The organism is Salinibacter altiplanensis, assembly GCF_002894645.1.
Lineage (GTDB): Bacteria > Bacteroidota > Rhodothermia > Rhodothermales > Salinibacteraceae > Salinibacter > Salinibacter altiplanensis.
Map to the genome: position 1 here is coordinate 292131 of NZ_NCQY01000002.1, position 13205 is coordinate 305335.

At 63.2% G+C, this 13205-nt stretch carries 10 protein-coding genes; 8 read left to right on the forward strand and 2 right to left on the reverse strand.

What is annotated here, in order from left to right; genetic code table 11:
• The first annotated feature begins 38 nt into the window (after positions 1-38).
• From rpoC to B7R93_RS01360, 5 genes are all read left to right on the forward strand, one after another.
• Complete coding sequence (gene rpoC, locus B7R93_RS01340) at positions 39-4385, forward strand: DNA-directed RNA polymerase subunit beta' (protein ID WP_103019041.1); 4347 nt, start codon at positions 39-41, stop codon at positions 4383-4385.
• A 447-nt stretch (positions 4386-4832) separates the two neighbouring features.
• The gene (locus tag B7R93_RS01345) at positions 4833-5084 is read left to right on the forward strand and encodes a DUF92 domain-containing protein (RefSeq protein WP_158666464.1); all 252 of its coding nucleotides are present in this window, start codon (positions 4833-4835) and stop codon (positions 5082-5084) included.
• 156 nt (positions 5085-5240) lie between these two features.
• Positions 5241-6593 (forward strand): dicarboxylate/amino acid:cation symporter, encoded by a 1353-nt coding sequence (locus B7R93_RS01350; protein WP_103019043.1) that lies wholly within the window; start codon positions 5241-5243, stop codon positions 6591-6593.
• A gap of 111 nt (positions 6594-6704) precedes the next feature.
• Positions 6705-8093 carry a deoxyribodipyrimidine photo-lyase gene (locus tag B7R93_RS01355; protein ID WP_103019044.1) on the forward strand — a complete coding sequence of 463 codons (1389 nt, stop codon included), beginning with the start codon at positions 6705-6707 and terminating at the stop codon, positions 8091-8093.
• Between the two features lie 17 nt (positions 8094-8110).
• The gene (locus B7R93_RS01360; protein ID WP_103019045.1) at positions 8111-8332 is read left to right on the forward strand and encodes a hypothetical protein; all 222 of its coding nucleotides are present in this window, start codon (positions 8111-8113) and stop codon (positions 8330-8332) included.
• A 17-nt stretch (positions 8333-8349) separates the two neighbouring features.
• Here B7R93_RS01360 and B7R93_RS01365 read toward each other — a convergent pair whose 3' ends face one another.
• Both B7R93_RS01365 and B7R93_RS01370 read right to left on the reverse strand, forming a co-directional pair.
• Positions 8350-8838: a hypothetical protein gene (locus tag B7R93_RS01365; RefSeq protein WP_103019046.1), complete on the reverse strand. Its 489-nt coding sequence runs from the start codon at positions 8836-8838 to the stop codon at positions 8350-8352.
• A gap of 119 nt (positions 8839-8957) precedes the next feature.
• Positions 8958-9191, reverse strand: a complete 234-nt coding sequence (locus B7R93_RS01370; protein WP_103019047.1) for a hypothetical protein — start codon at positions 9189-9191, stop codon at positions 8958-8960.
• Between the two features lie 240 nt (positions 9192-9431).
• On the opposite strand from B7R93_RS01370, the gene B7R93_RS01375 reads away from it, so the two are divergent.
• The 3 genes from B7R93_RS01375 to dacB all read left to right on the forward strand — a co-directional run bounded on the left by B7R93_RS01375 (position 9432) and on the right by dacB (position 13185).
• Positions 9432-9938 carry a hypothetical protein gene (locus B7R93_RS01375; protein WP_232797895.1) on the forward strand — a complete coding sequence of 169 codons (507 nt, stop codon included), beginning with the start codon at positions 9432-9434 and terminating at the stop codon, positions 9936-9938.
• A gap of 141 nt (positions 9939-10079) precedes the next feature.
• A complete protein-coding gene (locus B7R93_RS01380) occupies positions 10080-11588 on the forward strand; it encodes a M20 family peptidase (RefSeq protein WP_232797896.1) in 1509 nt (502 codons plus the stop codon).
• 46 nt (positions 11589-11634) lie between these two features.
• Positions 11635-13185: a D-alanyl-D-alanine carboxypeptidase/D-alanyl-D-alanine endopeptidase gene (gene dacB, locus B7R93_RS01385; RefSeq protein ID WP_232797897.1), complete on the forward strand. Its 1551-nt coding sequence runs from the start codon at positions 11635-11637 to the stop codon at positions 13183-13185.
• The last annotated feature ends 20 nt before the right edge of the window (positions 13186-13205 follow it).

The following is a 13205-nucleotide window of genomic DNA, read 5'->3' on the forward strand; positions in this document are numbered from 1 at the left end:
CCACTCCGCACGATCCATTCCAGATTTACAAACCGCACATGCCGTACGGTAATTCCAAGGAGATCGAAACTGACTTTGACAGCATTACCATCAGCCTGGCCTCTCCGGAAGACATTCTGGAACGGTCCTACGGCGAGGTGATGAAGCCCGAGACGATCAACTACCGATCCTTCAAGCCCGAGATGGGGGGGCTTTTCTGTGAGAAAATCTTCGGGCCGGTCAAGGACTACGAATGCCACTGTGGAAAGTACAAGCGCATTCGGTACAAGGGCATCATTTGTGACCGGTGTGGCGTGGAGGTGACCCGGAAAGCCGTCCGCCGAGAGCGCATGGGCCATATCTCCCTGAGCGTCCCGGTGGTCCACATCTGGTACTTCAAGACCCTGCCCAACAAGATTGGGCACCTGCTTGGCCTGAAGTCGAAGGACCTGGAGAAGGTCATCTACTACGAGAACTACATTGTTATTCAGCCGGGCACGGCCAAGCGGCTCGGGGTTGAAGAGAACCAGCTTCTGACAGAGGAGGAGTACTACGAGATCCTCTACCAGATCCGGGACGACAACAACCGCCTCCAGGACGACAACCAGGAGAAGTTTATTGCCAAGATCGGTGGGGAAGCGGTCGAGACAATGCTCGAACGTCTTGAGCTTGACAAGCTCGCCCAAGAGCTCCGCTATCAGGTGCGGACCGAAACGAGCCAGCAGCGCAAATCGAAGGCGCTGAAGCGGCTCGACGTGGTGGAAGCCTTCCGTCACGCCAATGAGGACGGCATCAACAAGCCGGAGTGGATGGTGATGCGCGTGATTCCGGTGATTCCTCCGGAGCTGCGTCCGCTCGTTCCCCTGGACGGTGGGCGATTTGCCACCAGCGACCTGAACGACCTCTACCGCCGGGTCATTATCCGCAACAACCGCCTCAAGCGCCTCATCGACATTAAGGCGCCGGAGGTTATTCTGCGGAACGAAAAGCGGATGCTGCAGGAGGCGGTCGACTCGCTCTTCGACAACAGCCGCAAGTCCAACTCGGTACGCGGTTCGTCGAACCGGCCCCTCAAGAGCCTTTCGGACATGCTGAAGGGCAAGCAGGGGCGCTTTCGCCAAAACCTACTCGGGAAGCGCGTCGACTACTCGGGCCGCTCGGTGATCGTCTCTGGGCCGCACCTGGAGCTGCACCAGTGCGGACTGCCGAAGGAGATGGCCGTCGAGCTCTTTAAGCCGTTCGTGATTCGCCGCCTCATCGAGCGTGGCATCGTCAAGACGGTCAAGAGCGCAAAGAAGTACGTCGACAAGAAGACCGAGGACGTTTGGGACATTCTGGAGAAGGTGATTCAGGGACGGCCGGTCTTACTCAACCGTGCCCCCACGCTTCACCGGCTCGGCATTCAGGCCTTCCAGCCCGTTCTCACCGAGAACAAGGCGATCGAGATTCACCCACTTGTCTGTCCGGCGTACAACGCCGACTTTGACGGTGACCAGATGGCCGTCCACGTCCCCCTCTCGCACGAGGCGTGCCTCGAGAGCATGGTTCTGATGCTGTCGAGCCACAACGTCCGGAGTCCGGCGGACGGCGGCCCGCTCGCCGTGCCGAGCCAAGACATGATCCTGGGCCTCTACTACATCACGAAGGCAAAGTCGAACCAGAAGGGGGAGGGCATGCGCTTTGCCAACGTCCAGGAGGTGCGGCAGGCCTTCGATCAGGATCAGGTGGCGCTTCACGCCAAGATTCAGCTCCGCGACCCCGAAGGGTCCGCCGAGATGATCGACACGACAGTGGGCCGTGTCGTCTTCAACGAAACGCTGCCCGATGAGCTCGACTTCGTCAACGAGGTCCTGAGCACAAAGAACGTGCGGCCGGTGATCGCCCGCGTGCTGAAGCAGACCGGCTTTGAGGAGACGGCGGACTTCCTCGACGCGATCAAGGACATGGGCTTCCGTCGCTCCACGACCTCGGGCATGACCTTTTCCCTCTCGGACATCATCGTTCCGGACGAGAAGGAGGAGCTCATCAAGGAGGCCAACGAGACGGTGGAGGAAGCGGAGCAGAACTACTCGATGGGCTTCATCACCGACAACGAGCGCTACAATCAGGTCATCGACGTCTGGACGAAGACGAACAACCAGGTTTCGGAGGTTCTCTTCGATGCCTTGAAGGAACACAAGGAGGGCTTCAACCCGATCTTCACGATGGCCGACTCCGGAGCCCGAGGCTCGCAGGAGCAGATCCGTCAGCTCGGCGGCATGCGTGGCCTGATGGCCAAGCCCCAGAAGAACATCGGGGAAGGAGGCGGTGGGGGCGAGATTCTCGAGAACCCGATCCTCTCCAACTTCAAGGAGGGCCTGACGGTGCAGGAGTACTTCATCAGTACCCACGGGTCGCGGAAGGGCCTGGCCGACACGGCGCTGAAGACCGCCGATGCCGGGTACCTTACGCGGCGCCTTGTCGATGTGTCGCAGAGCGTGACGGTCACCGAGCACGATTGCGGCACCCTGCGCGGCATCAACGTTGGGGCACTGAAGGACAACGAAGAGGTCGTCGCGCCGCTCTCCGATCGGATTACGGGCCGGGTGTCGGTCCGGGACGTGTACGACCCCCACACCGACGAGCTCGTCGTGGAGGCGAACGAGCTCATTACCGAAGAAATTGCGGACGACATTGCGCAGACCTCCATCGAAGAGATCGAGATCCGGTCGGTGCTCACCTGTGAAGCCGAGCGGGGCGTCTGTACGCTGTGCTACGGCCAGAACCTCGCCACCGGCCGCATGGTCGAGGTTGGCGAGTCGGTTGGCGTGGTGGCCGCCCAGTCGATTGGAGAGCCGGGTACGCAGCTCACGCTCCGTACCTTTCACACCGGTGGTACCGCGACACGCGAGGTTGGGGAGTCGACCATCCAGGCGAAGTTCTCCGGCACGCTCGAGTTCGAAAACCTCCGTACGGCCACGTACGAGGACACCGACGGGCCGAAGGAGGTTGTTCTTTCCCGGCAGGGCGAGGTCCGGGTCATGGACCCGGATGGCGATCGGCGCGAGCTGACCAGTTACGTCGTGCCGTACGGCGCCGAGCTCCTGGTCGAGGAAGGCATGGACGTTGAGGACGGAGACGTGCTGGCGAGCTGGGATCCCTACAACAGCCTCATCCTCACGGAGGCCAACGGCACGGTGCGGTTTGAGGACATCATCGAGGACACCACCTACCGCGAAGAGACCGACGAGCAGACCGGACACAAGGAGAAGGTCATCGTCGAAAGCCGCGAGCGGACCCTCACGCCCGCAGTCATCGTGGAGACCGAGGATGGAGAGCAGCGGGAGTACAACATGCCCGTTGACGCTCGCATCCAGATCGACGAGGGAGAGGAGGTACAGGCGGGTCAGACCCTCGCGAAGATGCCGCGCCAGGCAGCCCAAACCAGTGACATCACCGGTGGTCTGCCGCGTGTGGAGGAGGTCTTCGAAGCCCGCACGCCGGACGAGCCGGCCGTGGTCAGTGAGATTGACGGCATCATTAGCTTCGGCGATCAGAAGCGAGGCTCGCAGGAGGTCATTGTCACCAGCCGGGACGGAGACATGGAGAAGAGCTACATGGTCTCCCTTTCCAAGCACATGTTGGTCCACGAGGGCGACTACGTGGAGGCGGGCGACCGGCTCTGTGATGGTCAGATTGCTCCACACGACATCCTGTCGATCAAGGGGCCCCGTGCCGTGCAGGAGCACCTCCTCAACGAGGTGCAAGAGGTCTATCGCCTGCAGGGGGTTGACATCGACGACAAGCACTTCGAGGTCGTGATCCGGCAGATGATGAAGCGAGTGAAGATCACCGAGCCGGGCGACACCAACTTCCTGGAGGAAGACCAGGTGGATCGTCAGAAGATGGCGAGCATCAACGATGACCTCTACGACAAGTTTGTCGTCAAGGACCCGAGCGACGCGGACCTTGAGATCGGGGAGGTCATCGGCCGCCGGCGTCTGCGCGAGCTCAACTCAGAGCTGAAGCGCGAGGACAAGCCTGAGATTGAGGTCCGTGAGGCCCGTCCCGCGGTCGGGGAGCCGGTCCTCTTGGGCATCACGAAGGCGTCCCTCGCCACCGACTCAATGATCTCTGCGGCTTCGTTCCAGGAGACGACGAAGGTGCTCACAAACTCCTCCATTCGCTCCCGGACAGATCCCCTGGAGGGACTGAAGGAAAACGTTGTTGCGGGCCACTCCATCCCCGCAGGCACGGGCCAGCACGAGTACCGTGACCTGGTCGTGGGGTCGAAGTCCGAACTCGAAGAGCTGCAGGCAGCGATCGGCGGCGACGGAGAGAGTCCCGGCGGCGACGGAGCTGCGGGCGACGGCGCGCCGAGTGAGGAGGACGTCGAGCAGATTGAGGCGTCCGGCTCTGAAAGCTAACCCACGCCGACATAGCTGAACTCCTTTCCGCCCCGGCGGCGCTTCCAGGCGTGCCGGGGCGGTTTTGTTGTTGGGGGGCATCGTCGTCAAACAGAGCCCGGGTCGTTCGCATGCTTGGCCTTTCCCTTCTCGTGACAGAAGGCCTGACGACCCTGGGGACGTTGGTGGCACTCGCGGCCCTCGTTGGGCTTGGAGAAAGACTTCGGGCGTGGGGCATGGCAGCGCCGACCACACGTCGCATCGTTCACATGGGGGCGTCTGTTCGTGGTCGGCATCCCTGTTCTGTTTGGGCGACTCCTGCCGGCCTATGCGCTCGCTGCTGTCGTCACGGGGGTGTGAGTGCAACCGCCTGCTCGTAGCACTGGTGGGAGGGATGCACGCAGCTCGTTCGCAGAGCCGGGGCACGGCGGTGCTTCAACCGTCCGTGCTGCTGGCTTCGGGGACGACGTGGTCGATTTCACCGGATCGGGTGTTTGTGTTTTAGGGGCGTACCTGCTGGGCATGGTTGCCGACAGCCCCACCGGGGCCTATGTGCAGTTCCACTACCAAACCGACACGAGTGACTGGAGGGATACGCCCTCGACCCGAGGGATCTCTTCCGTACGGGGCTGGGCGTGCGTGACAAACAATGCCGTCAATGTCGTGGGCACGACGGTGGGCGGCGGGGCTGCCCTCACGGGCTTCCTCCTGTTGGCGTAGTCGTTCTGCGGTCAAGAAACGTTCCGAGGTTGGCCCCCCACTTCCGACCCTACCCGGTTCCCCGGGGTTGTAGAGGAAAGAGATGAGCCTTTACTTTAGGGGTGGCAAAAGCAGTGCAGTCCCCGTTGTCTCCTCCGCGTCAAATAGAGAGTGCCTATGCCCTGGTACAAGAAGCTTCACTGGCAAATTATCATCGGGCTTGTGCTGGGCCTCATCTACGGGGTCATCGCCGCGTCTGCCGGATGGGGACAGTTCACCAGCAACTGGGTCGCGCCGTTTGGAACCATCTTCCTGAACCTCCTCCAGCTCATTGCGGTGCCGCTCATCCTGTCGTCGCTGATTGTAGGGGTGGCCTCGCTCGGCGACCTTGAACAGCTGTCGCGGATTGGCGGAAAGACGTTGGGGATCTACGTGTTGACCACGACCCTTGCGCTCGTGATTGGCCTGGTCCTGGTCAACACCCTGCAGCCCGGCCGGACGGTGCCGCAGGAAATGCGCACGCAGCTGGAGCAGACCTATCAGGGGGACATTGAGGAGAGCATGGAGGTCGCCGAGCAGGCAGAAGGACGCGGCCCTTTGCAGCCGCTCGTCGACATGGTCCCGTCCAACTTCTTCGAGTCGGCCTCGGACAACGGAAATATGCTCCAGGTCGTCTTTGTGGCCATCTTTCTGGGGGGGGTGCTGCTTCTGCTTCCCGGCAAGAAGGCAGAGCCGTTGTTGACGGTTTTCGACAGCTTGTTTGAGGCAATTATTAAGGCGGTGGAGGTCATCATGCTCACGGCACCAGTGGGCGTGTTTGGGCTCCTCGCCGATGCGATCACCTCCATCGCCGCCGGCAGTCCCACGGACCTTGCCAGTCTCCTCGGCGCCCTGGGGTTTTATTGTGTGACGGTCGTGATCGGGCTCGCCATTATGGTGTTCGTGGTCTATCCCATTTTCATGAGGCTCTTTACCTCCATCTCGGTTCCGGACTACTTCCGGGCCATCGCCCCGGCGCAACTGGTTGCCTTCTCCACCTCGTCGAGCGGGGCCACACTGCCGGTCACGATGGAGGTCTCGGAGAAAAATCTTGGGGTCTCAGAGCAGGTGTCGTCCTTCGTGTTGCCCCTCGGCGCCACGGTCAACATGGACGGAACGGCCCTCTACCAAGCCGTCTCGGCGGTCTTTATCGCGCAGGTGCTCGGCATCAGCCTGGCCTTTACCCAACAGCTCAACATCGTTTTAATCGCGGTGCTGGCCTCCATCGGAACCGCGGCGGTGCCGAGTGCGGGCATTGTGATGCTCGTCGTCATTCTGGAATCGATTGGGGTGCCAAGTGCCGGCCTCGCACTCATTCTTGGTGTGGACCGTCCGCTCGACATGCTGCGAACGACGAACAACGTGACGGGCGACACGATGGTCGCATCCGTCGTGGCGGCCACGGAGAACCAACTCAACTTCCCCACAGACGGCGTCAGTGTTGCGACGACCGACGTACAGGGCAGCGTCCGCGAAGAGCCGGCCCGGTAGGGACGAAACAATCGGGTCACGTTCGGGGCCTCGGGGCGAGCATCTGGGAAACGGCCGTTGTCCGTTCCGTTTTAGCCGTGCGAACAGTCTTGGTCACCACCCCTCCTGTACATGAGCATTCTTCCCGACCGCGTCCAGCCATTGAACGAGCAGGAAGTGCAGGAGGAGGGGCGCTACGTCCTGTACTGGATGGAACAGTCGCAGCGGGCCCAGCACAACCCGGCGTTGGAGCGCGCCCTTCACCATGCCCGAGAGACAGGACTTCCTCTGCTGGTTGTGGTTGGCATCACGGATGCCCACTCGGAGGCGACCCTCCGACATCATACCTTTATGCTGGAGGGCCTTCGTGAGACGCAACAGCGCCTCGCCGAGCGGGGACTGAAGATGGTGGCGCGCCACGGGGCGCCGGACGACGTGGCGCTGCAGTACGCCGGAGAAGCCGCGGTCCTCGTTACCGACCGTGGGTACCTTCGGCACCAGAAGCAATGGCGCGCCCGTGTGGCGGAGGAGGCGCCCTGCCGGGTGGAGCAGGTGGAAGGGGATGTGGTCGTGCCGGTAGAGACGGTTACCGACAAGGCCGAGTACGCCGCACGAACCATCCGGCCGAAGATCCATGAGCACCTGGAGCGGTGCCTGCAGCTGCCAGATCCTGTGTCCGTGGAGATCCCCTCGCTCGACCTGGAGGTCGAATCCGGCCTCTCTCTTGACGACATTGAAGGCCTTACCGACCCGCTGGAGCTCGACCAGAGCGTCGCACCGGTTTCTGACCTGTATCCGGGGGGCGCCTCCGAGGCCGAAGCGATTCTCGATGACTTTCTCGCGGAGCATCTCGACGGGTACGACGAGAATCGCAATCAGATTCACTCCCACGCGGTCTCTCACATGAGCAAGTATCTTCACTACGGGCAAATTTCGCCCGTGTGGCTGGCCCAGCAGGTGCGCCGGGCCGAGGGGCCGACGTCGGACGTTGAGTCCTACATCGAAGAGCTCGTGGTTCGGCGCGAGCTGACGATGAACCATGTCCACTTTCGTCCCGATACCTACGACTCGTATACGTGTCTGCCGGAGTGGGCCCGTGAAAGCCTGGCCGAGCACGCCGATGATGAGCGCGAGCACGTCTACAGCCTGGATGAGCTAGAGGAAGGCACCACGCACGACCCCTACTGGAACGCAGCGATGAAGGAGATGCGGGAGACGGGCTACATGCACAACTACATGCGCATGTACTGGGGAAAGAAAATTCTGGAGTGGTCCCCGAATCCGAAAACGGCCTACGACCGCACGCTCCACCTCAACAACACGTACTTTCTCGACGGGCGCGACCCGAATTCCTTTGCCAACGTGGCGTGGGTGTTTGGGCTTCACGACCGTGGCTGGAAGGAACGGCCCGTGTACGGAAAGGTGCGGTACATGAGCCAGGGGGGGCTGAATCGGAAGGCGGATCCGGACGCGTACGTCGAAAAGGTAGACCGCTTGGCCACGGTCGCGCACTCTGCGTAGCCATTGGAGCAACCGACATGACCAACGACACGAAGGAAACCCTCTTTCCCATCACGTACGCCAGCGCGGTGTTCTTCTACGCGTGGGCGATCATTTCTCTTTGGGTGGGGCCCGACCGCGGCTTGACGGGCGATTGGTACCTGGTCCTCGGGGTGATCCCTGCCTTCCTGGGCGTGACCAGTACAGTCATGGCTCTTGCGCTTCACCTGGAGCTTCAGGATGGAGACTCGGCAAACTGAAACGCCCCGTTCCGCTTCTATGCCTGGGTCCGTGCCGACGATGTCTCAAACTGGATCCAGGCTGGATTGAGGCCGCCAATGATAGCCCCGTAGACGAGGTGGAGCACGAGAGTGGCGGCGACGTACTTGGCCGTTGAGCCGAGGTGCAGCGGATTGCTCGGGGCGAGGTCGTGGCCCGCGCCACCGACCCCGAAGACGCCCCATCCGATGAGTGGCGAGTAGACGAGCATCATGAAGAGCCACAAGCCCGCGGCCAGAGAAAGGCCTCGCCGAACGTTGGTGGCAGATCCGTACAGGCCCACCAGGACGAAGGACCAGGTGGCTCCGTAGCCGAAGTGGGTGAGAAGAGGGAGGGGCCCTACGTTCAGGCCGAGTTGCTCCAAAAAGGCGGCGGAGGGCGGAAGATTGAAGGGAGCAACGCCCGTGCCGTGAATGCCGAGCATCATGAGCAGGAACATGACGAGGCTTCCAAGCACGCCGATAAGAATGGACTTGAGCCACTTCATGGGATGGAGAATGGACTGTAAGCGAGAGCGCGAAAACCTGTGCGGAGGATGACTCTGCACACTCTTGGGTAGGAAGCACCGCGCTCCGTTACGCACCCGTGAAGTTCGCCATCGGCCCCCTACTGGAGCGAAAGTCCGAGTGCAGACGGGGAGAAATGCAGCACGTATCCGCAGTATTTACAGACGACATTGATCCGGGGCTCCGTCGAGGAATCATTTTCATCTGTGGGGAGAAGCGTAATTTCCTCCTGCACGGTCATGTTGGCGGCCCCACAGACGGGACATTGCGGCGGCTGTGCACGCGCCTTGAGGTGATTGGCCACGGCACGCTGCTGGTCTAACGTCAGAGGCATACTGAGAGAAACGGGAAAGGCTGGGGAAAGATGACAGGCTTTCAGAAGACCGCCCGTGGGCGACGGACGGATGGCGAGTGGGTTTGCAGGCTCTTCGCCGGGCTTCTGCCAATCGGGCAGGATGTTCTGCCTGGCACTTCTTTTGGAGGGAAATACCATTGCGTGCGCCGGGACGTTGCCCGACCGCCGAAGATGTTTGAATATTTTCGCCCCGTTTGTTTCTACAAGCCCCTTCCTAGCATGGTTGCCCAGCAGCACTACCAGCGTTTGAAGCACCTCTACACGGCCGCCTCGGCGGAGCAGGCCACCGGGCCTGTGGACATCTCCTACGGATACGCCGAAGTGGTGGGCGTGATCGAAGAGGGAGCGGACCGCCCCGTGGTGACCCGCGTGCCCCACCAGCACCTCCTGGCCGATGTCGCGTCCCTCGCGGCGGGCTCGGTGGAGAAGGAGGGGCAGCTTGCACTGGAGCAGTTCAACCTGAGTGTCAACCAGCCCGACTATCGAGGTTCGGTTCGGGCCAGCGCAGAAGTGGTTCTGGCGGAGCCGCCTCGCTACCACGTCCGAGCGACCCTGTTTGGGGAGGACGGAAAAGAGCTTGCCGAGGCGCTGACGTTCTTTGGGCCAAGTGGAGAGGACCTGCCGCCCGATCCCGCCCCGGAAGACGAGGCCGAGGGCCCAGCACCGCCCCCGGCGCCCTTCATGCCCGTCCACGCCACCCGGTTCGGATCGCTGTGCCTGAACTAGTGATGGACATACGGAGGAAGAGGAAGACGAACGGACGATCGTGCTGCGGAGGCACGGAGAGATGCTCCTGCTCGGAACCTTCATCGGGATGGAGCGTGGCGGACGCCGGACTCCCAGCTCGGTCGTCCCAATGTGTCCTCCATGCTTCCCGATTGGCTTTCCGGACGGCGTCTCTTGATCGGCACCGGACTGGTGCTGGGCGGTGTACTTGCCATTGTGGCGGTTCGGACCGGGCAGGTAGAGTCGCGCCAAGTGCAGACGGAGCCGGTGGAGCCGACGGTTTCGCCAGGGGCTCCGCGGCGGCTTGCTGAGGCCCTGACGATTCGCACGATTACCGAGCGGGATCCTGCTGAACTCGACTCGGCGGCGTTCCGACAGTTCTATGAGTACGCGGCGCGGTCTTTTCCGGCCGTCCATTCGGCCCTCGACACGACCCACGTCAACGGGCTGAGCCGCCTCTACACCTGGAGGGGGCGCGTCCCCTCCCTTGCGCCCATCGTGCTCATGGCCCACGTCGACGTGGTGCCGATCGAAGATTCTTCGGCCTGGACGCACCTGCCGTTCGAGGGACGAATTTCGGACGGACACGTGTGGGGACGCGGCGCCCTCGACGACAAGGCAAGTGCCCTTGGGATTCTGGAGGCCATGGAGGCCTTGCTGAACCGGGACGTGACGCCGCGGCGAACGGTGCATGTGGCGCTGGGACACGACGAAGAGGTGGGGGGGCGGCGGGGCGGACGTGCCCTGGCCGAACGGATCACTGCCAAGGGCGTCTCGCCGGCGCTGGTGGTCGACGAAGGAGGAGCGATCGCGCGGGGGGCCCTTCCGGGCCTGACGGACCCGCTCGCCGCCGTGGGAGTGGCGGGAAAAGGATTTTTGAGTCTGTCCCTCACGGCCGATGGGCCTGGGGGACACTCGTCTGTGCCGCCGTTTCGAACCAGCATTGAGGTTCTCAATGAGGCGATGACTCGGCTGCGCGCCAACCCGTTGCCGTCCCGCCTCACGGGCGTGGCGGACGCTATGTTCGAGTACCTCGCGCCGGAACTGACGCTTCCGATGCGCACGCTCCTGGCAAACCGGTGGCTCACGGCCCCGGTCCTCCGGGCCGTGCTGAACCGCCGCCCGGCGACCCGGGCCACGATCCGGACGACGACCGTCCCGACACGGCTCGATGCCGGCGTGAAGGACAACGTGATCCCGACGCAGGCCCGCGCCGTCGTCAATTTTCGGATCCTGCCGGGCCAGTCGGTCGATGAGGTCATCGCGCACGTCCGAGCGGTCCTCGACGGACTGTCCGTTCAGGCCGAGCCGATCCGGTCGACCTCCCCCCCGTCGGTCTCCAAGATCGAGACGCCGGCGTTCCGGATGATGCAGCGCACCATCGGGCAGGTCACGGCCGACTCGGTCGTGGTGGCCCCGTACCTCCTGCCCGGGCGCACGGACAGCGGCTACTACGCCGACCACAGCGACGCCGTGTACCGGTTCGTGCCGTACCAGCTCGGCCCCGATGACCGGAGCCGCATCCACGGGCCCAACGAACGCATCGCGGTCGACGATTACCGGACTGTCGTCCAGTTTTATACCCAGCTCCTCCGCAACGCCGATCGTCTTCCGACGGCATCGGGGGCCGAGGCTGGGCCGAACGGCTGACGGCACTCTCACGGCTTGTGTCACCCACCGTACCAACACCACGTCCATGTCACGATCCGTTTCTCGAAGTGGGGGAGGACTGGGGCTCGTTCTCGCACTGTTGATGCTCGTGGTGGGAGGAGCGGCGACGGTTCAGGCCCAGTCGTCGCCCGCGACCGAGACGCCCCAGGAATACATCCAGTCTGTCGTCACCGACACGATCGACGCTGCCCCGTACACGGGGGCGCTCTGGGGCATTGAGGTGATCAATTTGGAAACGGATGAGCGGCTGTTTCAGCACAACCCGGAGCATCTGTTCACGCCTGCGTCCAACGCCAAGCTCTTGACCGCGGCCGCGGCCCTCCGCCGGCTGGGCCCCTCGTACCGCTACGAAACGAGGCTGTACGTGGACGGGCCGGTGCAGAATGGCGTCCTGCGCGGCAACCTAATTGTGCGGGGGAGTGGGGACCCCACCGTGGGGGGATACGAGCAACGAGACGATCCCACGTCGGCTTTTCGGGACTGGGCGGATTCGCTGAAGGCAGCCGGCATCACGCACATCGAGGGCGATATTCTCGGGGACGACGACCCGTTCAGCGACGTGCCGCTCGGGAACGGGTGGAGCTGGAACGACGTGCCCTCCTCGTACGCCGCGGAGATCAACGGACTTGTCTTCAACGGCAACTCGATTGACCTGGAGGTGCGGGGCCGCCAGGTGGGGGCGCCCGGTCGTGTCACCTGGTCGCCTTTCGAGACCGATTTCGTTCGGGTCCGCAATCAAAGCCGAACCGTGCCGCGCGACACCACGTCCGACGAGGAGTACGACCGCCCCTTTTCGGAAAATGCCTTCACGGTTCACTCCCGGATCCACCCGAACGAGGTCCAGGAGGAGCCCCTTACCATCACCGAGCCGACGAAGTATTTCACCCACACGCTCCGGTCCGTGCTGCTCCGAGAGGGCATCTCGGTAGCGGGACGAGGGCGAGACGTGGACGAGACGCCCCTCAAGCCGCGCTACGAGGCCGACTCGGTACGGCGGGTTGGGACGTACCGGTCGCCCCCGCTGCGGGATATTGTGCAGACGATGAACCACGAGAGCCAAAACCTTTACGCCGAGCAGCTGCTCCGCACGCTCGCCGTGGTGGGGCCGCCGGACACCACGGCCGACGATCTCACGGAGGGCTCGGCGGCGCTTGGCGCCCTGGCCGTCCGCACGGAGCTGTCGGAGGTGGGGATCGACACCAGTCGGGTGCGGGTCGTGGACGGCTCGGGCCTCTCGCGCAAGAACTACGTCCGCCCCCGTGCCATGAGCCGCCTGCTGACGCACATGTGGGGCGAGGCGCCGCCCGACCGCAGTACGGCGTTTTACGACTCGTTGCCGATGGGGGGACGCGAGGGGACCCTCGAGTACCGGTTCCGGGGGGGCGCTGCGGCCGGCGAGGCGCGGGCCAAGACGGGCACGCTCACCGGGGCCAGTGCCCTTAGTGGGTACGTGAACACGCCCCGCGGCACACCGCTCGCCTTTGTGGTGTTTTGCAATCACCACCTGGCCGATACGGACGAGGTGCGGGCCGCGCAGGACGCGATCGTGAACGCGCTGGCCGAACTGTCCCTATGAGCCACCCCCCGGCCGTCTCT

Coding starts and splice junctions, on each gene's coding strand:
- B7R93_RS01360 (WP_103019045.1), top strand. CDS start 8,111: ATGACCAACGACACGAAGGAAACCCTCTTTCCCATCACGTACGCCAGC.
- dacB (WP_232797897.1), top strand. CDS start 11,635: ATGTCACGATCCGTTTCTCGAAGTGGGGGAGGACTGGGGCTCGTTCTC.
- B7R93_RS01375 (WP_232797895.1), top strand. CDS start 9,432: ATGGTTGCCCAGCAGCACTACCAGCGTTTGAAGCACCTCTACACGGCC.
- B7R93_RS01370 (WP_103019047.1), bottom strand. CDS start 9,191: ATGCCTCTGACGTTAGACCAGCAGCGTGCCGTGGCCAATCACCTCAAG.
- B7R93_RS01380 (WP_232797896.1), top strand. CDS start 10,080: ATGCTTCCCGATTGGCTTTCCGGACGGCGTCTCTTGATCGGCACCGGA.
- B7R93_RS01350 (WP_103019043.1), top strand. CDS start 5,241: ATGCCCTGGTACAAGAAGCTTCACTGGCAAATTATCATCGGGCTTGTG.
- B7R93_RS01355 (WP_103019044.1), top strand. CDS start 6,705: ATGAGCATTCTTCCCGACCGCGTCCAGCCATTGAACGAGCAGGAAGTG.
- B7R93_RS01365 (WP_103019046.1), bottom strand. CDS start 8,838: ATGAAGTGGCTCAAGTCCATTCTTATCGGCGTGCTTGGAAGCCTCGTC.
- rpoC (WP_103019041.1), top strand. CDS start 39: ATGCCGTACGGTAATTCCAAGGAGATCGAAACTGACTTTGACAGCATT.